The sequence below is a fragment of the Bacillota bacterium genome (genome assembly GCA_040754315.1).
Classification (GTDB): domain Bacteria; phylum Bacillota; class Sulfobacillia; order DUSP01; family JBFMCS01; genus JBFMCS01.
Genome location: JBFMCS010000026.1, coordinates 23,641 through 44,272, shown reverse-complemented (window position 1 = coordinate 44,272; position 20,632 = coordinate 23,641). Strand labels below are relative to the sequence as shown.

The following is a 20,632-nucleotide window of genomic DNA, read 5'->3' as shown; positions in this document are numbered from 1 at the left end:
GCAGCCAGGATGACTGGGATAGATATGAAGGGTTACAGTGGTATGCTGCGGAAACCTGGGCGAGTGATCATCGGGATGATCCAGATGTGGAGACCGTGCTGAAGCGAGTGCGTGAGAGTAAGACAGCATATCTGAGGTGGGGACGAGAAACGCTGGGGTGGGCGATTTATGCGTTCAAGAAGGGGGGCATAGCACATTTCTAGTTGGCTAGCGCACATTATTGGGTATGCCCATGACGAGCCAGATGAGAAAAGAGGCATCACCGCCTCCGAACAAACCGTTCCACCGGATCGGCGGGAAAAGGCACCCGCCTCCCGGTGAACTTCACGTTGTCAGGCAGAGGGATGAAATCCAGGTCAACACCGCTTCCGGCCTGCCGGAACGGCATGCTCTTTGATAACTCGTTGAATGATAAGCGCTTTCGGATTGACATCCGAGTGGAGAACGGTTATGAAGAGGGTTGCAAACGGGGAGCCATAAATCACCCGCTGATTTCAGCGGTTCTTGTTTAACGCAAGACCCCGTGGGTTGATCTCCTCGGGGTCTCGTCGTTTCCGCCGTACTCACGTCACTTGCGCCACCCTTCACATCCTTCCCGGTTCTCTGTTTCGAGGCCTGCCGTCCGGCGCTTCGCGGAGGTGGACGGCGAGACTCTGTTCCGCCTGGCCGCGAACGCCGCCCGGACGGGGCCGTGGACATCGAACGGTTCAAGGCCCGGCTCCGGCGCTGCCGGGGTCAGTCAGCGCCTCCATCGCCTGCCGGACCGAATTCCGCACAACTTACCTCCTTCCACAAGACCACTGTCCCAGGCTCAGGCGAGAGATTAGTCTTGCATTTCTGGGTGGAGTGTCGCACCTGCAGTAACTGCGGGCACACCTTTGAAATCCATAACACACTGCCAGTTGGCTCACAAGGACAAAGGTCTGCAGTGGGTGTTCTGCAAGGAATGCCATGAGGTGGTGGAGCTCCCCCTCACCCGCAAGGATTTGCTGTGGATGCGGGACTCGCATGCGGATCGCCCAGGGAAACGCCATGTTGTCCGATCATGGTGAACAGCAACAGGGTCCCGGCGGTAGTTGAGAGGATCCTGCAAAGGGGGTCTAGGCCTACTCCGGTTATCTAAGGCAGTGTCACCCTACCCATCGATCCCCTCCCGGATCCCCAGGCGCGGATCATAGAGACATTCCCCGACTGTCTCAGTGCGGCGTGCCACTACACGCAGCAGTCCTACAAACTGTCCCTGGTCCCTTTCCAGTGCCTCAGCGTCAGAAGGATGTATGCCTTTTCCGGCTACTTCCAAGGCTCGCTCAAAGTCACGGCAGTGACGCCACCCTTCCGGCATCACCTGGACGCTCGTGCCTAAAACCATGGGGCAGCGCTCCCAGAGGTCGAGCCAGAAATCCGCCGTCTTGGCACTCCGGCACGTACTGTCCCAGAATACCTTGCCGTTGGCTTGAGGCTCGGTGAGGTGGCTGGGTGGTCTATTGCCTATGGGCCGCATGAGCCCGGGAACAGCTATTCCCAGGAAGCCGCCGGGTCGAACGAAGCGGCTGAGGTAATCAAGGTACAGCTCATCGGTGCCGAAGTACTGGTAGGCATCAACAGAGACGGCAACATCGAAGAAGCCTTGGGCGAATGGCAGGGCATGCGCCTCGGCTTGCAGTGGGCACACCAAGCCGGCGGTGCCCGCATCTAAGACGCGTCTCCAGTTGCTGTCAGGAGAGATCCACAAGTCGACCGCCCAGACGCGTACCCCGAACTCCCGAGCCAGGAAGATGCTGGTCATGGCCTTGCCACAGCCGAGGTCCAGCACCCTCATACCGGTCTCAAGCGGGACCGCCTCACAGAGCCACTCCATAAGCCAGAGGGCGTTCGGCCCCATCTGGTTCTCAAGAACCCAGCCTGCGTCATACTTGTTGGAGCGGGGAAACTCGGGCTTTTCCAGCAGCGTCAGCACTTCGTCCATGGACTACACCCTCCGTCCAGAGAATACTCCAAGATTGGAAAGGCCAGGACCTTCATGCAGGTGTTATCACCGGAGGGGCGCCCGGCTTGGTGAGCAAGCGCCATCCCCGGATGCTTGCGGGTCAAATTCCCTGGATCTACCATCTCGGTGAAACTAGGGCATCACTACGATACCCCATCGGCATAATAAGCGCAATGCCTTAACGCGCCAAGTTTCAGAGGGTTCACATCAACTGTCCTCGATCCCGCAGTAAGAAACACCTTCTTCGAGGACTGGGCCAACGGCACGCCTCGGCTGGCGATCATAGGGTTCCAGGAGCAACCAGGGTTCGACACGGAGGCTTGCAATCTGCCGGAACTTGGAATAAAATGGAAGCACCTCTCATTGAGGGAAGAGAGGTCGCCCGGTCCAGATCAGGGTTGTCGTTCCCACACCGCTTTCCATTACGTGGGCATGCTGTGCAGTGGGGAGGGCAACCGGACTGGGAGGTCTGCAAGGATGCGCAGGAGCAAGGGGTTCACTCTGGTCGAGCTTCTGATTGTGGTGATTGTACTATCAGTACTGACGTCAGTTGTTGTGGGCGTGGTTCCCGCAGCCACAACCAGGGCCAAGGAAGCAGCCTTCGGGGCAACCCTGGCGGTGATTCAGTCGGCCTGTGACCGGTTCTACGCAGAAACCAATGTATACCCCAGCGAAATCCAGCCCGAGGCGGGGCAGGTGGCTGGTGTTATTGCCCTGTCCGCCTCGGATTCCGCCAAAGAAGGGTTTCTGGGTGGGTATGTGCAGTTTGCGCCCAATGACAACCCGGTGGACCTTGGGCTAAGGGCGGCAGACGGTGAGAGGGTGTACTACGGGGTTACCGCTTCAGGACGGGTCTTTGCCACACAGGCAGAACCGAGCCAGGGTGGGTGGACAGAGGAGGATGACGTCCCGGTCTACACCCAGAATGACGTAAGCGGCATCCTGTCCTTGACGGACATCTTATAGCAGTCAAGCGGTTCCCGGGCGGGGGGTAGGCCCCGCCCGGGTTCCCATGAGGGAGGGGCGATCGTTGATGTTCAGGTTACTCCGTACATCCCGGAAGGCGGCAGGGATACCAGGGGGGCACCTGGGGGAGGGGCAAGAGAGGGGTAGCGCCCGGAGAGCCTGGGGCGGCTGCTGCGGGTGGCTCACCGGCCCCGATCCCGCAATCATTGTTTCTGTGTTCCGCCAGCTCCACGCCATGCTTAAGATGGGGATCCCCGTCCTGGCTTCCCTGGAGATCCTGTCTAGAGGGACGGCAGGTGCCTGGAGCCCAGTCCTCGCCGGTGTTGCAGCGAGGGTCAGGGCCGGGCAGGGATTCGTAGACGCCATGGCTCGGTATCCTGGGTTTTTCTCCCCACTGCACGTGTCAATGCTTCAGGCGGGTGAGGCAAACGGGGCTTTCCCTGCAGCCCTGGATAGGTGCGCATGCCATTTAGAGCGATCCATCTCAGTGAAGCGAAAGGCAGAGGCTGTCATGACCTATCCCATACTAGTTTTCCTGGCCGTCTTCGCGGCTATTACATACCTCTCTTTGTCGGTATTCCCTGGAAGCCTGGAGATGGCTGGCATGATGGGAGCCTCCATGCCCCGTCCTATCACTTGGTTTATGAGTGCTTGCCTTTATGCGTTTAGGCACCCCGTAAAATTGGCTCCGGTCACCCTGATCACCGTATTATTGTATTTCGCAGTGTTCCGGGGGTCAACCGGCAAGGAGAGGCTAGAAAAAATGTGGGGGGTACTGCCCCTCTCAGGGAGGGTTCTCAGGTTGAACCAGGTGAGTCGTTTCGCCCATGCCCTGTCGGAGGGACTCTCCTCGGGAGTTGAGATTGGCCAAGCCATGGCTTTGGCAGCCCAGTCCTGTGGAAGCCCTCGCCTTGAACGCGGGGTTCAGCGTATCATCCCCATGATCGTGGGGGGTATGCCCTTGGACCAGGCACTGGCCGCAATTCCAGGGCTTCCCTGGGAGGTATGCCATGCGGTACACGCCAGCCACAGCGCGGGCAACACCTGTGAGGTTCTGAAAAAGGCGGCAATGCTCTACGAAGGCGAGGCTGACCGTGCTGCGGCCAGAGCCCTTGCCATCCTTGAACCAGTCTCCCTCGCGATAGCCGGGGGCCTTGTGGCCTTAATCGCCCTCTCGGTCATCTTACCTACCTACAGGCTCCTGGAGGCCATATGAGGGGGGTCAATCCCATGGCTACTGCAAGGCCAAGCCTCGCCTCAAGGAGACAGGGGGACCTTGATTTGCCAGGGGAAGCCCGCCTCGTATCTGAGTTAGAGGCTTCAGCGCTGGACGTTATCCCAGAGTACATGGCTCGTCTCTATCAAGTAGTCCCATTGCGAGTCCGCGACGGGGTGCTAGAATTGGCCGCCAGCAGTGTCCACAGTAGTCTTGCCCGGCTGGTCCAGGATATCACCGGTCTTGAAGTTCGCTGGAGGCTGGTTCCTGCCCAGGACATCGGGGAGGAACTGCTATCTGGCTGCCATGGGAGGGCACGACCAGGGGACGGCAAGGATGAGAAGGGGATGATGACATGGGCGCCTGCGGTAGTAGACTCGCTCTTGGCAGGGGCTGCCAAGGCCGGAGCCTCAGATCTCCACATGGAACCGGGGGAAGACTCGGCGCTTTTCCGTTACCGGATCGATGGCAGCCTGGTAGATGTAGGGACCATTCCCCTGCCAGACTACAGCTGGGTGGTGAACAGGGTCAAGGTACTCGCCGGGATGAACGTGGTGGAACACCACTCACCGCAGGACGGGAGGGCTGTGGTCAATACCCAGGAAGGGGTCGTTACGGTGAGGGCTACCGTCGTTCCCACCCTGAACGGGGAACGGATTGCCTGCCGCCTGGTGGATAGGGGCCGGGGCCTCCTCCCTCTTGAACGCCTGGGCTTTGAGTCTCACACCCTTCGATGTTTCAAGGAGTCCGTGATGTCCAGGCTACCGGGACTAACGGTCATTGCCGGCCCCACCGGATCCGGTAAGACCACGACTCTATACAGCACGCTCCTAGACATGGGAGGTACCAATGTGGTGACCATGGAGGACCCTGTGGAGTGGAGGCTTCCCGGGGCCACACAGATAGAGATCAAGCCCGGGAGAGGCTGGACCTTTGGATCTGGCCTGAGTGCCGCCTTGCGCACGGATCCGGATGTGCTGGTGATTGGCGAGGTGCGGTGTGAAGAGAGCGCCAGGGTCACCCTTACGGCAGCCTCCACCGGCCACAGGGTATTGTGCTCGCTGCATGCCCCAGACGCGCTCTCGGCCCTGCGAAGGCTCTCGGAGTATGGAGGACCCGGATCCTCGGCGGTGCCTCCGGTCAACTGCGTGGTGGCTCAGCGACTGGTCAGGCGCATATGTTCCCGGTGCATCCAGCGGCTGGCACTTGTCAAGGAAGAACGGGATCACCTCAAGAGACTGGGTGGGAGCTATGTGACAACCGCCTTCAGAGGGAAGGGCTGCCCCCACTGTTCTGGCACGGGCTACAGGGGGCGATCCGGGGTCTTCGAGTTTCTAGTCCCGACAGCCCAGGTGCGGTCTTTGCTGGTGCAATCCGGCCCTGAGGGCCTGGTGCCAGCCCTGGGGAGTGCAGATTACTGGAGCCTGGGCGCAGACATGGTATCCAAGGTAGAGCGGGGGATCACCTCAGTGCAAGAGGTAATGGAAATCGCCTATCCGGTGTGTACGAACACGTGGGACCGCAGGGTAGATGAAAAGGGGGAGGGAGTGTGATCTGGGGCCGGACGCTTCAGTGGCGCATTGGGGGCACCCTAGTACAGTTGCTTATTGCACTGGCCTTGATGGGTACGTTACTGGCAGTGACCAGGGCTTCAATGCCGGACCTGGTGAGGCGCGCAAGGCACCAGGCCCTGCGCAGCACGCTGGCACGCCTGCAAGTGGCCGTAGACCGTTTCCACGCGGAATCCGGTTACCTCCCGGCGGGGGACACACCAGGGGTTCACCGCGAAGGGGAGGTCTTTGGATGGGACCTCTCCATGACGGCCCAGGACCCTGCAGGCAATTCCCTGGTGGGAGGATATCTACAGTTCGAACCTGCCCGGAGCGCAGCTGCTTTCGGGCTGGATAGGTCCCGCGGGGAAATGATCTACTACTGTGTCACCCCCACAGGGTTGGTGTTCGCCACACAGGAAACAGCCTCTTCACCCCGGCACAGCAAGCCGGACACCTTCTTCACCCAGTTTGAACTGGACATGGGATCAGGGGAGGCACCAGGGCCCGCGAAGCCGGTGACGGTGGCAGGAGGCGGCTCCCATTCACTACTATTGTTGCCTGACGGTTCTGTAATGTCCTGGGGTGAAAACATGTTTGGCCAGCTGGGCGACGGCTCTTTTGCGTACCGCACTGCCCCTACCAGCGTTGTGGGCCTCGCTGAGGCGGCTGGCGTGGCGGCGGGTCTTACCCACTCCCTGGCTGTGCTGTCATGTGGGAGGGTGCTGGCCTGGGGAAGGAATGAGAGCGGGCAGCTGGGTGATGGAAGCACGGCGGTGAGAACGAGGCCTGTGGATACAGGGATCGTGGATGCCATTTCGGTGGCTGCTGGGGATTCTCATTCACTGGCGCTCCTATCTGATGGCCGGGTGATGGCGTGGGGTAACAACGCAAATGGGCAGCTGGGAGACGGAACCCACATCACGAGGCGGAGCCCCGTGGCAGTGAAGAACGTCAACAATGCGGTGGCAATTGCCGCAGGTTCGGAGCATTCCCTGGCAGTGCTGGACGACGGCCGTGTGGTAGCGTGGGGAGGAAACACATACGGCCAGCTGGGTGACGGCAGCAATTCGGCTAGATCAGAACCCGTGCAGGTGAGCCAGGTACAGGCAGCGGTGTCTGTGTCCGCCGGGGCTCGCCATTCGCTGGCGCTCCTTTCAGACGGAAGGGTCATGGCCTGGGGGTACAACGGACAAGGACAACTGGGAGACGGGACAATAGGGTGGAGAAGCGTTCCTGTTAAGGTTTCAGGGCTAGGTACCGCTTCCGTGGTGATGTGCGGGGCCAGGCATTCCCTGGCTATTCTAGAGGATGGTAAGGTTATGGCATGGGGCAGCAACGGTTCCGGGCAGTTGGGCGATGGTACAACCTTCGACCGCTGGAACCCGGTGGAGCTGGCTGGCCTGGCGATGGTGCAGGCTGTTGCTGGCGGGGGCTCCCACTCCGTTGCGGTCCTGGCGCCTGGTGCTGTCAGGGCCTGGGGCCTGAATGACCGTGGGCAGCTGGGGGATGGCACAGGTAATGGAAGCCTGCATGCCGTAAATGTACTGGGATTTGAATGATTTGCCCGCCAGGGACACTTGTGCCTGGAATTGATGTCCACTCCTGGAAGACCATCCTGGCAAGGGTGGCGCAAAGGGGTTTGCCCCGGTGCCTGAACCGGGCAGGCGAGAGACGCCGGAGTGAGAAACGGTGAGCTCGAGGGTTAATGAGTAAAAGCCCAGCCTGGGAAGGGTTTGATGCGGGTTCGGAGGCGGCAACGGGTTGCATTGGGCGGCTGTTGTGCTATACTGTACGTGTAACGCGCCCGTAGCTCAGAGGCAGAGCAGTCGACTCATAATCGATAGGTCGTGTGTTCGATCCACACCGGGCGCACCATTTTATCCGCCGATTAGGAGGCCGCTTAGCGCGCCTCCTTTTTCACGACGACACATGGCTTCTTGCCCTCTACTAAACACCTCAAGGTTTTACGCTGGCATCTTCTTGGCATTATTAGCCTTTTCGTGGGGAAGAATCATAAGGTGCGGTCCTGGGCATCATAATCCTGTCATGGTTTTCTTCCCTTAGACATCAGGCTATCATCTGGAGGTGAACCCGTCTTGAACCTCCGTGTCTCGGGCCCATTTGACTGTCCCCCGGTAGTCTTTGTCAGCACCTACCCGCCACGAAGGTGCGGCATAGCCACGTTCACTCAGGACCTGAGGCACGCCATGGAGGGTCTCGCCAGCGGCCCCAGGCCGCTTGAGACCATTGGGTTCCCCGTGGTCTCCCTGGTCGAGGAGATAACGGACACGGTTGGGCCGGGCGTGACCGCCCGTATTCTCCAGGATGACATTACCTCCTATACTGAGGCTGCCCATCGCATCAACACTCAGTGCCCAGCCCAGGCGGTATCCATCCAGCACGAGTTTGGCATATTCGGTGGGGACGACGGCGAGTATGTCATCGCCCTCCTGGAGGCCCTAAACAAGCCAGTGGTGACCACATTCCACACGGTGCTGAGAAGGCCCAGCAGGCGCGTCAAGACCATCGTAAGAGCCATCGCTGGGCTCTCCAAGTCCGTGGTAGTCATGGTAAAGGCGGGAAAGGAACTCCTGCAGGAACTATACGATATTGACCCTTCCATGGTGGTGACAATACCCCACGGTGTCCCCACAGCGGAAGGGCTGGACAGGGAGGTCATCCGTAAGGAGCTGTCTCTCTGCCCCTGTAAGGTACTTTCGACCATAGGGCTCATCAATCCAGGCAAAGGCGTAGAGTACGTCATCGAGGCGGTTTCCCGGCTTTTCAAGGAGTTCCCCGACATCATCTACCTGGTTGTTGGGCAGACCCATCCCGTAGTCAGGAGGAAGTACGGCGAGTCCTACAGGGAGCACCTGCAGGAAGTCGCGCACAGGATAGGGGTTGAAGGGAATGTTCGTTTCGTAAACGAGTATCTCTCCCAGCAGGACCTGCTGAGGTACCTGGTGGCAACAGATGTCTATGTCGCTCCCTACCTTAACGAAGAACAGATATCCAGCGGAACCCTGGCTTATGCCCTCGCCATGGGACGCGCCGTGGTCTCCACTCCCTTCATATATGCCAGGGAGGTCCTGGAGGGTGGGCGCGGCCTCTTCTCAAACTTCACTGACGCCCGTTCTCTGGCAGCCGCCACTGGGGCAATTCTCAGGTCACCAGATCTCCAGAGAGACCTGGAGGCCAGGGCGGTGGCGTACCGTGCCCGGATCCAGTGGCCCAATGTCGCCCGTTGTTACCGGGATGTCTTCAGGGCGTCTTTGCGTGGGACCGCGCGGCGTGTCGCCACCATGGATGTACCGGTGTCTGGCAGGAGGCATGAATAGCTATCAGGTGAGGTGACTTGCAGCTGAACAGGTACCCGGCGCCCAAAACGGATCACCTTGTACGGCTCACCGACGATACGGGCATGATACAGCACGCTGCCTACTCTCTGCCAGACAGGGACTCAGGCTATGCAACGGACGACAATGCCCGGGCACTCGTGGTCGCCTTGGCGCTGGAAGAGGCGGGTATTCAGGGCGTCACCCCCTTGATTGAGGTCTACATGGCCTACCTGAAGCACTCCCAGCTGGCCGATGGCCGTTTCCATAACCTCATGGACTACTCCCGCCGTTTTGTTGACGACGTGGGCTCTGAAGACTGCCTTGGCCGGTGCCTATGGGCCAGCGGGCGGGCTACTATGAGCCAGAACCCCGCCATCAGGCTCAATGGGGAGAGACTCTTCAATGGAGCCCTCCCCTGGTGTGAGAGGCTAAAGGCCCCCAGGGCAAGGGCCCAGGCGATCCTGGGCCTCAGGTTCCGCCTACTCTCTCTGGGTAGCGGGGAGGGGTTGGAGGCAACGATGATAAAGGGCATCATGAAGGTGCTGGCTGATTCCCTGGTTACGCAGAAGGAATGGTACTCCCAGCCCCAGTGGCAGTGGTATGAGGATATACTTGCCTACGATAATGGGCTCTTGCCAGCGTCGCTCTTCGCGGCCTACCGCGAGATCAAGGATGACCGGTACCTGGGTTGTGGCCAAGAGACGCTGGCGTTCCTTACGGGCCAGACCTGGCGTGGCCGCCACTTCAAGACAGTGGGCAATAGGGGATGGTATAAGAAGGGGTACACCATGGCTGAGTACGACGAGCAGCCCGTGGACATGGGAACACTGGTGCTGGCATGTGGGGAGGCCTATCACGCCACCGGGGAGGAAAGGTACTACCGCCTGGCTCACATGGCGTTCCAGTGGTTTCTCGGTAGGAACTCTGCGGGGAAAGCCCTCTACGATGAGAGGACGGGAGGATGCCATGACGGCATCACCCCAGAGGGTGTTAACCTTAACATGGGTGCCGAGTCCGTACTAGCCTTTTTTATAGCCTATCTATCCTTACTTGAGTGCGCCAAGAAGCGCCATCACGTGGCCGCGTAAGGAGGATAACCTTCTCATGGATGACCTGAAGGATGTTGCCTTGGCACAACATGTACAAAGCCTGCTTGGAGCCGATCAATTCCTCGCCACGTATCCGATCAAGGTGATTGCCCGCAACGGCACGGTGTTTCTTTCCGGCGCGGTGGGTGAGGAAGGCTGCGTCAAGGAAGCGGAGGTCATCGCCCGGGGTGCTCCTGGGGTAAGAAATGTGGTAAACGAGATCAGGCTCAGGTAGGTGACCGCTATTGTGTTACGGGCGTTTCTCTGAGGATGGGCTTGAGTACATCATCGATCGCTATGACACGCCAAGGCCTTGGATTAACTGCATCACCAATGGGAAGTACTGCGCGCTGGTGTCCCATACCGGCGGAGGGTATTCCTTTCTTGGCAGTTCCGGGTATAGCAGGATAACCCGGGCTTACCCCCCCGAGACAGTCCTGAGCGACAGGCCCGGGAGGTACGTGTACATAAGGGACCGGGTCACCGGTGAGTACTGGTCCGTTACGTGGCAGCCCGTGCAGAGACTCCCCAGCTACTGGCAGGCCCGGCACGGACTAGGCTATACAAGGATAGTCTCCGAGACGCGCGGCATCATGGGTGACATACTGTACTTTGTTCCCCTAGGGGCGAACCTTGAGGTTTGGCGGGTTAAGATCGGCAACAGCACGGGGATTCCCAGGGAGCTTACCATCTTCCCTTACGTTGAGTGGTGCCTGGGAAATTATGCCTTCGACCTCATTGAGACGGGGTTCTCCGGCCTCTTCAACCAGGTTGAACTGCGGGAGGGTATGATCGTCGCCCGGAAGAACCTGTGGAACATCGGGCACCGGCCCCAGAAGCCCCATGCTCCCTGGGACAAGATAGCCTTCATGGGTACCAGCGCCGTTCAGGAGGGGTTCGACACTGTCAGGGAGAGCTTCACCGGAATGTACCGGTCCACGCAGAACCCCGTGGGTGTGGAACGAGGGCTCCTGGCGAATTCCGTTTCCACGGGGCGGGATAGCTGCGGGGCCTTCCAGCTTCCCGTGTTTCTTGACCCAGGGGAGGAGTGGGAGTTCACGGTAACGGTGGGGGCTGCCGGGAGCATTGAGGAGGCCCAGTCTCTGGTGACGAGGTTCTCCCAGCTTGAGGCTGTGGCGGAGGAGTCTGAGAGGCTGGCGGTCCACTGGAGGGAATACATAGGCAGGCTTCGCGTAGATACCCCTGATGACAGCCTCGACCTAGCCATCAATGTATGGAACAAGTACCAGTCACGCTTCACCTTCGACTGGGCCAGGATGAGCAGCTACTATGTAGGGGGAGGTAGCATAATAGGTTTTCGCGACACCTGCCAGGATGTCCTGGGGGTAGTTCCCATGGAGCCTGGGCGCGTCAAGACAAGGCTTAGGGATATCGCGGCCCACCAGTTCAGGGACGGGGGAACCCTTCACAACTGGGATCCCATATCTGGCTCGGGACCCCGGACCGGCCACTCGGACGACCCCCTGTGGCTGGTGCTGGCAGTGGCTGCCTACGTGCGGGAGACAGGGGAGATGGGTTTTCTTGATGAGTCCTGTGCGTACTACGACGAGGGAGAGGGGATCATCTACCAGCACATCCAGCGGGCAGTTGAATACACCCTGGGGCGCCTGAGCTCCAGGGGGATACCGCTGATGGGTGCGGCGGACTGGAATGACGGCCTTGACCAAGTAGGGTCCGCGGGCAGGGGTGAGAGTGTTTTCACAGCGGGGCTCCTGGCCTTGGCCTTGAGGGAACTCGAGGCACTGGCCAAGGAGAGAGGGGACGATTTAACCAGGGACAGTTGCCGGGGTTCGTACAACGAGTTGGCCAGGGCCGTGAATGAGCACTTCTGGGACGGGAAGTGGTATGTCCGAGCAGTGACCGATGATGGCTATACTATTGGTTCTTCCAAGAACGATGAAGGGCGCGTGTTCCTGAACGCTCAGGCGTGGCCCGTGCTCAGCGGCATAGCCCCCAGGGACAGGGCGATTGCGGCCATGGATAGCGTGAGGGAAGTGTTGGATACACCTTATGGACCTGCACTGTTCCTTCCTGCCTATTCTGGCCCGGATCCGCGGATCGGCATAATAACCATGTTCTCTCCTGGGTCCAAGGAGAACGGTGCGGTGTTTAACCACTCCGTTGCCTGGGCTGTGATGGCCGAGGCCATTTTAGGCCGGGGAGATGTTGCCTACGAGTACTACCGCAAGTCTCTTTTCCTTACACAGTCCCGGGATATTCTCCGGTACAAGGCGGAGCCCTATGTGTACGCAGAGTACGTCCACGGACCTGAGTCCCCTTACTCCGGCATGGGGGAATTCTCCTGGACCACGGGAACGGCACCGTGGATGTTCAAGGTGTGTACCGAGTGGATCCTTGGAGTGAGACCTGAGTACGGTGGCCTGATGGTGGACCCCTGCATTCCCCCAGAATGGAAAGGCTACCGTTTCCAACGTGAGTTCAGGGGTGCCACATACGACATCAGGGTGGAGAACCCGGACCGCGTGTCCTGGGGAGTGAGACAAGTGAAGATCGATGGTAAGCCCCATGAGGGCCAGGTGCTACCGGATCTTAAGGACGCCAAGAGGCACCAGGTGGATGTAGTCATGGGACGTGCCCAGGGGCCTGCCAAGGGATGAGGATCGCCATAGTCTCCCCCATATGCTGGAGGACGCCCCCGCGGCACTACGGGCCTTGGGAGATGGTAGCCAGCCTTGTGGCAGAGGGATTAGGCGAGACCGGAGAGGAAGTTACGCTATTTGCGACGGGGGATTCCATTACCAGGGGCCGCCTATTGTGGACCTGCCCAAGGCCGTTGTACGAAGACCCTAACCTGGATTCGAAGGTAGAGGAATACCTTCATGTCTCCTCGGTGTTTGAGGAGGCAAAGAAGGGATCCTTCGACCTCGTTCACAACCACTACGACTTCATGCCACTGGCCTTTTCCCGAATGGTGGACACCCCTGTGGTCACGACCATTCACGGGTTTTCTGGCCCCTCCATTCTCCCAGTCTACCGGAAGTACTCTGGAAGGGTAAAATACGTTTCCATTAGCAACGCCAGCCGGCACCCGGAACTGGAGTACATCGACACCGTCTACCACGGCATCCCCGTCGAGGAGTACCGGTTCGGTGAGGGACGCAGGGATGGGCTTGCCTACCTCGGGCGGATCGCGCCGGATAAGGGGACGCACCTGGCTATAGAAACAAGCCTTGCCGCCGGGGAAAGATTGACCATTGCTGGTATTGTTCAAGACCGGGATTATTTTCGGGAAATGGTGGAGCCTCACCTGGACGGGGACCGGGTAAGGTATATAGGCCCCATCGGCATTGAGGGAAAGAACGCTTTACTCCCGTCGTGTGTGGCTCTCTTGCACATGGCTCCCAGGCCGGAGGCCTTCGGCCTTTCCCTGGTGGAGTCTATGGCTTGCGGTACTCCAGTGGTGGCCTATCCCTACGGATCCATCCCCGAGGTTGTCGAGGATGGTGTCACAGGCCGTATCGTCCAGGATGTCCGGGAAGGGGTCCGGGCTATAGCGGGTGTGTCATCCTTAGACCCAAGGCCAATACGGGAATGGGTGAAGGAACGCTTCTCGAGGGAGCGCATGGTCCAAGGCTACCTGGGTGTCTATCGGCGAGTACTTGAGGAGCACACATCCTGACTCTTGGGCTAGGTGATGTTCCCAATCCCGGGACACCAGGAGGAATGGCGGCACTGGCGAAGTATTCCCCAGGCAGGTTATGTGGAACCGGGGGTGCCGCCCATTGTCGCGCCTTTCGGAGATAGGGGATACGGTCCAGCAGGTGGCTGAGGCGATATCGGCTGCCCTTGGAGTGGAGACAGAAATCGTGGACAGCGAGCTCACGGTTGTGGCTGGAACGTCTAAGTACAGGCTACGCGTGGGTGACAAGCTGGAATGGGGCGACAGGAATGCAGGTTTCCTGTATGGCCGGGTAATGAACACTCGGGAACCATACGTTGTTGAAAACCCCGCCAGTGATCCCACGTATGATCCCTCTTCCCTCAAGGGTGAGACTGAAGAACTGGCTGAGATATGCAGCCCGATCATGCTTTTAGATGAGGTCCTGGGTGTTATTGGCTTTGCCGCTTTTAACAGCGAACAGCGCAAGACCCTCCTCAGCCAGCGAGATACCATTTTGCTGTTTCTCAGGAGAATGGCGGACATGATTGCCAGCAAGGTGTCAGAGACCGAGGGATTGGAGAGGCTTAGGCTCGCCTCAAGCCAGATGACTACCATACTCGAGACCATCAGCGAAGGAGTGCTGACTATAGACGGTAAGGGTGTGGTTACCCACGCTAACAGGGCCGCTGAGGCGGTCACTGGTATTCCCAGGCGGGAATTGGTGTGGAAGCCCTTGGCCAGCCGCTGGCCCAATTCCTGTGTGCTTGAGGTACTCAGGACAGGAAGAGAGATAGTGAACCGGGAGGAGATCTACGGGTCACAGTCCAGCCGCGTTCACGTCTTCACCAGCGCGAGGCCGGTACTGGACGGGGACAGCGTGGTGGGGGTAGTGGCATCGCTAAGGGACGTGAGCGATGTCCGCCGCCTAGTCTACGCAGTGACGGATTCAGGTCAGCGCTACGGGTTCGATGACATCAAGGGGCAGAGCGAGACTCTCCTTGAGGTTAAGGACAAGGCACTGCGTATCGCCGGGACCAACTCCACGGTGCTGATCACCGGGGAAAGTGGTACTGGCAAGGAGCTCTTTGCCAGGGCCATTCACCATGAGAGCCTCAGGGGTTCAGGGCCCTTCATAACCGTGAACTGCGGCGCAATTCCCGAGTCACTCCTTGAGTCGGAGCTCTTCGGCTATGAGGGAGGGGCATTCACCGGTGCAAGAAGGGAAGGGAAGTCCGGCAAGTTCGAGCTGGCCGACGGGGGCACCATCTTCCTGGATGAGATAGGGGACCTTCCTCTTCATCTCCAGGTGAAGCTTCTGAACGTTCTCCAGACACGGCGCATAGACCGTATAGGTGGAAGGAGAACCTTTCCTGTGGATGTGAGGATCATCGCGGCAACCAACAGGGACCTTGAGACCATGATCAGGGATGGTGAGTTCCGGTCGGACCTGTTCTTCCGGCTCAATGTCATTCCCATCTACATACCGCCCCTGAGGGAGAGGAAGGAGGACATCCCTGTTCTCCTTGAGGCCTTCCTGCGTAAACACTCCGGGTTTCTGGGAAGGAACTTCAGGGGGTTCAGCAAGGCAGCCATGTCTGTCCTGTGGAACTATGATTGGCCAGGGAACGTTAGGGAGCTGGAGAACGCGGTGGAGTATGCGGCAAATATGGAGACAGGTGAGACAATCACCATTGACAGTGTTCCCTTCAGGGTGAGGAAGGCCGCGATTCATGGTGCCCGGGATGAGTCCCTATCGTTGAAGAAACGCATACGTGAGCAGGAAAGGGATATCATTGAGAGCTGCCTCATGAAGTACGGAGACAGTCGCGAGAGCAAGGAACGCATTGCACGCATGCTCAAGATCAGCCGCACTACGTTGTATAGGAAGATACAGGAACTGGGTATCACACTGCCCGTCAGGAGACGGTAGACTCCACGTGATGTGGTCACTGGTAGCTTGGCAAACGGTGGAAGGCGCCCCGCGGTTAACCGGGGGCGCCTTCCTCATCTTCGTGCCATCCAGCTACACAGGGTACCAGGTCAGATACGGAAGCTGTAGCTACACCGATGACACTGTCGGCGGCGCCGTAGTACACCAAGATCTCGTCGTGAGCTCCCAGGACTTCCTTGTCCTCGCGGGGCACAGCGCCACACGTGAACACCACATTGGGCACCCAGCACTTGCCGGGCTCACCCACCTCGCAAACCTCCCTGGGTTCCAGGACGGGGTCGGGTGTCCTGTACAGCACCGTCGATGGGTCATCCAGGGCTACCAGGAAAGCGCCCAGCCTGTAGACGAGATTCTGGTCCACTCCGTGGTATATCAGGAGCCATCCATACTCGGTTTTAATGGGCGGGGCTCCTCCTCCAATGAAGGAGTCGTCCCAGTAGTTTTCCCGGGGACCCATGAAGAACCGGCCATCATCAGCGTTCCAGGGGCACGTAAGGTCCTGCGCCCTGGATATCACTATGTTTGGCTTGATCCTGTAGTACAGCACGTATTCACCGTTTGTCCGCTCAGGAAACAGTACCGGATTCCGGTGAGGCTGGCCAGGGAACATGTGCCCGTGCCTCTCCCAGCGGTCCCACCGGTCTGCCAGAAGGTCTTCTACGTCTATTGACGCCAGGCCAATCTGAGCCAGGCGACCGTCATAGGCGTTGTAGAACAGGAAGACACGATCCCCCATCATGAATAGGCGTGGGTCTTCACAGCCCATCTTCTCGGCTTCACCTATTGGCTCAAACACCGGGTGTGCCAGTCTCTCTTCTATGCACAGGCCATCGGGGCTCCTGGCGAGGCCCAGCCGGGACACACCGTCAGTGCCCAGTGCCCTGTAGAAGATGTGGACGACACCGTTGATCCGGATAGCCCCAGAATTCAGCACATAACGGGACTCCCACCAATGGCCCCTCTTGGGTTCAAGGATGGGGTTCCCTGGGTACCGCTTAAGCGGTAGTGTTTGTGCTGTCTCCTTTTCTATGATGCGAGCCATGGTGAGCGCCTCTCTTCGTGTGAATGTCAACAAGGTACTGGGTGTTCAACATGAACCGTTTAGATCCTCCTTGTTACGTAAACTAGTACTGCTCTATAACGTTACAGTATTCAGTATATGGGGATCAACGGTAAATGGTGGCTCTGCTGGGAATTAGGCGCCCAAGGCCTGGTATAAAAAGGGCCGGAGCAAGGGTGCCTAGCTGTGGTCTAGGGCGTAGGGTTGAAATGCGGGAGTTCATTAGGTATAATGGGGTCGACATCAACGGGCGGCTAGCTCAGTGGAAGAGCGCGTGACTCACATTCACGAGGCCACAGGTTCAAGCCCTGTGCCGCCCACCAGGTAAACCGATAAAACCGGCCACCCAAGAGGGTGGTCAAAGTCTTTCTTGTGCTTGTATAGTGCTTGAAACTCAAGATGCCTCACTTTCCTTCTGCTGTCGGGCAGGACGTGGCTGTATGCACCCAGGGTGAGAGTTACGCTGGCATGTCCGAGGCGTTCACTAACGATCTTGGGATTTACGCTCTCCTTCAGCAGCAACGTAGCATGGCTGTGGCGGAGGTCGTGAATCCTGATGTCATCGGGAAGGCCGGCCTTGGCTAAGAGGTTTGAAGTGTCCGTACCAGGTTGCGGTAGTGGACAGGCTGGCCATCACTTCCGGTAAACACCAAGCTAAGGTCCTGCCGGTTTTCACCGGCCTGAAGGCGTGCCTCGGCTTGCGTCTTTCCATGCTGCTTTAGGGCCTTAGTTACGGGTGGAGGCAAGGGAACCACCCGCCTTGCACGGGGTGTCTTGGGCTCCTCGAAACCCTTGCCAGGTGCAAGGCTTCGCTGGACATGTAGTCGCCCGGTTTCCAGGTCCATGTCTGACCACCTTAGGGCCAGCGCCTCACCCGGGCGGAGGCCGGTAGTTAAGAGAAGCCTAAAGACAACACCAAATCGGTCTTCCTCGCAAGCCTCTAGAAAGCGCTTCACTTCGTCTGAGGATAATGGCCGCATTTCTTCCCGCTGTTGTCTGGGCAGATCAACATTGTCAGCCGGGTTCTGCTGGAGAAGACGCCATTTGACTGCTTGTTCGAGGGCATTTCTCAACACGGCGTGAACGTAACGGATCGTTCTTGCTGAGAGGTCGCGCTCGAAGATGCTCGTAGAGGGTTATGGACAGCATGCCCCACGGAGTGGCCAGGGCCAGCCGAGATGAGTACCGTAACCGCTGGTAAGTGCTCGGGATGATCAATACGGCAGGATCTTAGAGCAATTAGAGCAAATAGCTTCATGGATAAATGCCTTGACAAATTTATAGATATGATATAGCTTGCTAGCAAGAACAGCAGTCCATGACTGTCACTGAGAAGGGTGAATGTTATGCAGAAGGCCGTCTCTATCAAAGACTTAGTGAATTCTCTTGTGCCGATTTCCCGCTTCAACAAGGGCGAAGCCAACAGGGTTTTTGAGGAGGTTCGTGAAACAGGCTTCAAGATTGTGCTTAAGAACAACTCCCCCGTCTGCGTACTACTCTCACCAGAATCCTATGGGCAGATGCTTGAGGCCATCGAGGACTATCACCTATTCATAGAAGCCGGGAAGCGGATGGAAAATACAGGGGCAGGGGATTTCATCCCAGTGGAAAAAGCCATGCAGGAACTGGGCATCACTGAGGCTGACTTAGACGGTGCAGACGTGGAGACAGAATAGATGTGGAAGGTGGAGTATTTGAGAGAAGCATTGGAGGACATCAGACGGCTTGACCCGTCACAACGCATCCAGGTGTTGAAAGCCGTCAACAAGGTGGCGGTTAATCCATTACCCCTGATGGAGGGTGGCTATGGAAAACCCCTGGCCAGTAGAAGCAGCATGAACCTGACAGGCTACTGCAAGATCAAAATTCGAAAATTAGGTTTGCGAGTGGTCTACAAAGTCTCGCGGGAAGACGCCACCATGAAGGTCGTTGTGGTTTCCAGAAGGGCTAATGATGAAGTGTATCTTCTGGCACATGAACGTAGAGATTCGTAGCCCCGTGAAGGTTTCCCCACCCCAAGCCTGTCACCCTGTGTTCACACTAGTGTAGTGTCAACCCTAAAACTATAATAAGAACCAGTTTCATGGTATACTCTTCTTCAGAGAGAGGAGGGGTATACCATGCCAAAGCTAAGATACCATGTTCGTCTTTCTGATGATGAACGAAAGACCCTGCTCAAGATCGTTTCCAAAGGTTCTGCCTCAGCCAAAATCATCATGCATGCTAATGTGCTGTTGGCTGCGGATGAGAACGGTGAAAGCGGGCGAAAGAGTGAAGCAGAGATCGCGAGGCTCTTTCATGTTCACCAGCAAACGGTTCATACCATTAGACGACAATACTCTGAAGAAGGGCTGCAGGCCGCGCTCGGCAGAAAGAAGCGGAAAACACCACCAGTTGAGCCCAAGATTACCGGCGAGGTAGAGGCAAAGATCATTGCGCTCAGTTGCAGCTCTCCTCCACCGGGGCGATCCAGATGGTCGCTCAGGGTGTTGGCGGATAAAGCGGTTGAATTGCAGTACATTGACAGCTTCTCACATGAGGCCGTAGGACGGCTCTTAAAAAAACGAACTCAAGCCGCACCTTCGTAAACACTGGTGTATTCCACCTGAACAAAACGCCGCCTTTGTCGCCTGTATGGAAGACGTCCTGGATCTATACCAGCAGCCCTTTTGTGAATCGTATCCAGTCATCTGCATGGATGAAAAGCCGTATCAGCTTCTGGGTGAAACCCGAACTCCGATCCCGATGGAGCCTGGGAAACAGGAGCGTCGGGACGGTGAATATGTTCGACACGGGACTTGCAGTATTTTCGTTTTCACAGAACCGCTTGCAGGTTGCAGGCACGTAGCGGCCTGTGAGAGAAGAACTCAGATTGACTGGGCAAATCAAGTCAAGGAACTGCTTGAGGTTCACTATCCAGACGCCCTAAAGATCCGGTTGGTTATGGATAACTTGAATACGCACACCATGGCATCGCTTTATGTGGCGTTTCCACCGGAGATAGCCAGAAGTCTTGCTAAGCGTCTTGAGATCCACTACACGCCGAAGCACGGTAGTTGGCTCAATATAGCCGAAATAGAACTGAGCGCAATGACTAAACAGTGTCTTGACCGCCGGATTTCCTCAATCGAATCTCTTTGCATTGAGTTGGCGGAATGGGAAACAACAAGAAACAGCAATCAAAAAGGCGTCGACTGGCAATTCACGACCGATGAGGCAAGGATCAAGTTAAAGAGGCTTTATCCACAGTTTAAGAGTTGACGCTGTACTAGGCGCATCCGGGGTCCGGAGTCAATGAGGAACGGCACGCGCCTCCTATTGCCGAGGAATCGAGGGGGGGGTACCCTGATAGAGGCAAAAACGCACCTGCGGGTTGTGCATGGGTTTCAGATTGCCTACGGGTGCACGTCCCGATGACACGTTGGTCAAAAGCGAAGACAATTACCGTAACATATTGTACCCCCAAGTTTTTCTTCGTCCCACGCCACCACAAACCGCTCGGGCTCAGCCTCCAGGTCTTTCAGCACCTGAGCAAAATAACCTGGAGCCGCAGCTCTCGGCCGAATGGATGCTGACACCACCCCTGCCAGGACCGAGTTCCACACACCGCGTACGGGATAATCGTCCCTGCCTTTTGCCCTCTCTGACTCAAGGACCCGCATCAATTCCTCGTCCGGCATGTGCTCTATCACCAGCCGCAGCCGTTCAAGATCTCCAAGTTCCTCGATCTCTTCCCACCCAAACAACCCCTGCTGTGGTATGATGGCCATGGGTGATCCTCCCTTCCCGCATACCCTTCTACGGTGCCCTGTACATCCCCGACGCCGTTG

Annotated in this window: 16 protein-coding genes, 2 tRNA genes and 2 pseudogenes; 16 read left to right on the top strand and 4 right to left on the bottom strand. The window is 57.9% G+C overall.

The features are described 5' to 3' along the window. Positions 1-203 (top strand): class I SAM-dependent methyltransferase (locus AB1576_05230; GenBank protein ID MEW6081171.1); only part of this gene is annotated, 203 nt, incomplete at its 5' end. A gap of 932 nt (positions 204-1,135) precedes the next feature. On the opposite strand, the gene AB1576_05225 is transcribed toward AB1576_05230, so the two are convergent. Continuing rightward, positions 1,136-1,966 carry a methyltransferase domain-containing protein gene (locus tag AB1576_05225; GenBank protein ID MEW6081170.1) on the bottom strand — a complete coding sequence of 277 codons (831 nt, stop codon included), beginning with the start codon at positions 1,964-1,966 and terminating at the stop codon, positions 1,136-1,138. Between the two features lie 498 nt (positions 1,967-2,464). On the opposite strand from AB1576_05225, the gene AB1576_05220 reads away from it, so the two are divergent. From AB1576_05220 to AB1576_05170, 11 genes are all read left to right on the top strand, one after another. Beyond that, positions 2,465-2,953, top strand: coding sequence for a prepilin-type N-terminal cleavage/methylation domain-containing protein (locus AB1576_05220; protein ID MEW6081169.1), 489 nt, complete (start codon positions 2,465-2,467; stop codon positions 2,951-2,953). Positions 2,954-3,020: 67 nt separating this feature from the next. Next, complete coding sequence (locus AB1576_05215) at positions 3,021-4,169, top strand: type II secretion system F family protein (GenBank protein ID MEW6081168.1); 1,149 nt, start codon at positions 3,021-3,023, stop codon at positions 4,167-4,169. A 14-nt stretch (positions 4,170-4,183) separates the two neighbouring features. Further along, the gene (locus tag AB1576_05210; GenBank protein ID MEW6081167.1) at positions 4,184-5,722 is read left to right on the top strand and encodes an ATPase, T2SS/T4P/T4SS family; all 1,539 of its coding nucleotides are present in this window, start codon (positions 4,184-4,186) and stop codon (positions 5,720-5,722) included. Further along, entirely contained in the window at positions 5,719-7,281 is a 1,563-nt protein-coding gene (locus AB1576_05205) for a hypothetical protein (protein ID MEW6081166.1), read from the top strand. Before AB1576_05210 ends, AB1576_05205 begins: the two co-directional genes overlap by 4 nt. A gap of 241 nt (positions 7,282-7,522) precedes the next feature. Next, positions 7,523-7,597, top strand: a tRNA-Ile gene (locus tag AB1576_05200). A gap of 221 nt (positions 7,598-7,818) precedes the next feature. Further along, entirely contained in the window at positions 7,819-9,060 is a 1,242-nt protein-coding gene (locus AB1576_05195) for a glycosyltransferase family 4 protein (protein ID MEW6081165.1), read from the top strand. A 17-nt stretch (positions 9,061-9,077) separates the two neighbouring features. Next, the gene (locus AB1576_05190; protein MEW6081164.1) at positions 9,078-10,148 is read left to right on the top strand and encodes a glycosyltransferase; all 1,071 of its coding nucleotides are present in this window, start codon (positions 9,078-9,080) and stop codon (positions 10,146-10,148) included. A gap of 16 nt (positions 10,149-10,164) precedes the next feature. Beyond that, positions 10,165-10,383: a BON domain-containing protein gene (locus AB1576_05185; GenBank protein ID MEW6081163.1), complete on the top strand. Its 219-nt coding sequence runs from the start codon at positions 10,165-10,167 to the stop codon at positions 10,381-10,383. 10 nt (positions 10,384-10,393) lie between these two features. Further along, positions 10,394-12,787, top strand: coding sequence for a glycosyl hydrolase family 65 protein (locus AB1576_05180; GenBank protein MEW6081162.1), 2,394 nt, complete (start codon positions 10,394-10,396; stop codon positions 12,785-12,787). Next, complete coding sequence (locus AB1576_05175) at positions 12,784-13,809, top strand: glycosyltransferase family 4 protein (GenBank protein ID MEW6081161.1); 1,026 nt, start codon at positions 12,784-12,786, stop codon at positions 13,807-13,809. Before AB1576_05180 ends, AB1576_05175 begins: the two co-directional genes overlap by 4 nt. Before the next feature lie 103 nt (positions 13,810-13,912). After that, positions 13,913-15,721 carry a sigma 54-interacting transcriptional regulator gene (locus AB1576_05170; GenBank protein MEW6081160.1) on the top strand — a complete coding sequence of 603 codons (1,809 nt, stop codon included), beginning with the start codon at positions 13,913-13,915 and terminating at the stop codon, positions 15,719-15,721. 55 nt (positions 15,722-15,776) lie between these two features. On the opposite strand, the gene AB1576_05165 is transcribed toward AB1576_05170, so the two are convergent. Further along, positions 15,777-16,784, bottom strand: coding sequence for a glycosidase (locus AB1576_05165; GenBank protein MEW6081159.1), 1,008 nt, complete (start codon positions 16,782-16,784; stop codon positions 15,777-15,779). A 266-nt stretch (positions 16,785-17,050) separates the two neighbouring features. Between AB1576_05165 and AB1576_05160 the strand changes: the two genes are divergently transcribed. After that, positions 17,051-17,125 (top strand) — tRNA-Val (locus tag AB1576_05160). Here AB1576_05160 and AB1576_05155 read toward each other — a convergent pair. Then, a pseudogene (locus AB1576_05155) lies at positions 17,088-17,782 on the bottom strand (site-specific integrase). The gene AB1576_05160 and the pseudogene AB1576_05155 overlap by 38 nt on opposite strands. Positions 17,783-18,148: 366 nt before the next feature. On the opposite strand from AB1576_05155, the gene AB1576_05150 reads away from it, so the two are divergent. The 3 genes from AB1576_05150 (at position 18,149) to AB1576_05140 (ending at position 20,063) form a co-directional block, all read left to right on the top strand. Then, on the top strand, positions 18,149-18,478 hold the full coding sequence (locus AB1576_05150; GenBank protein MEW6081158.1) for a type II toxin-antitoxin system Phd/YefM family antitoxin: 330 nt from the start codon (positions 18,149-18,151) through the stop codon (positions 18,476-18,478). Next, on the top strand, positions 18,479-18,796 hold the full coding sequence (locus tag AB1576_05145) for a type II toxin-antitoxin system RelE/ParE family toxin (GenBank protein MEW6081157.1): 318 nt from the start codon (positions 18,479-18,481) through the stop codon (positions 18,794-18,796). Between the two features lie 126 nt (positions 18,797-18,922). Then, positions 18,923-20,063, top strand: a protein-coding gene (locus tag AB1576_05140) for an IS630 family transposase (protein ID MEW6081156.1) whose coding sequence is annotated in 2 segments (ribosomal slippage) — positions 18,923-19,362 and positions 19,361-20,063 — 1,143 coding nt in all. Because the reading frame shifts where the segments join, the coding sequence is not laid out codon by codon here. Positions 20,064-20,377: 314 nt separating this feature from the next. On the opposite strand, the pseudogene AB1576_05135 reads toward AB1576_05140, so the two are convergent. After that, positions 20,378-20,572, bottom strand: a pseudogene (locus tag AB1576_05135) (DDE transposase). Between the last annotated feature and the right edge of the window lie 60 nt (positions 20,573-20,632).

Coding starts and splice junctions, on each gene's coding strand:
- AB1576_05225 (MEW6081170.1), bottom strand. CDS start 1,966: ATGGACGAAGTGCTGACGCTGCTGGAAAAGCCCGAGTTTCCCCGCTCC.
- AB1576_05220 (MEW6081169.1), top strand. CDS start 2,465: ATGCGCAGGAGCAAGGGGTTCACTCTGGTCGAGCTTCTGATTGTGGTG.
- AB1576_05215 (MEW6081168.1), top strand. CDS start 3,021: ATGTTCAGGTTACTCCGTACATCCCGGAAGGCGGCAGGGATACCAGGG.
- AB1576_05210 (MEW6081167.1), top strand. CDS start 4,184: ATGGCTACTGCAAGGCCAAGCCTCGCCTCAAGGAGACAGGGGGACCTT.
- AB1576_05185 (MEW6081163.1), top strand. CDS start 10,165: ATGGATGACCTGAAGGATGTTGCCTTGGCACAACATGTACAAAGCCTG.
- AB1576_05175 (MEW6081161.1), top strand. CDS start 12,784: ATGAGGATCGCCATAGTCTCCCCCATATGCTGGAGGACGCCCCCGCGG.
- AB1576_05165 (MEW6081159.1), bottom strand. CDS start 16,784: ATGGCTCGCATCATAGAAAAGGAGACAGCACAAACACTACCGCTTAAG.
- AB1576_05150 (MEW6081158.1), top strand. CDS start 18,149: ATGCAGAAGGCCGTCTCTATCAAAGACTTAGTGAATTCTCTTGTGCCG.
- AB1576_05145 (MEW6081157.1), top strand. CDS start 18,479: ATGTGGAAGGTGGAGTATTTGAGAGAAGCATTGGAGGACATCAGACGG.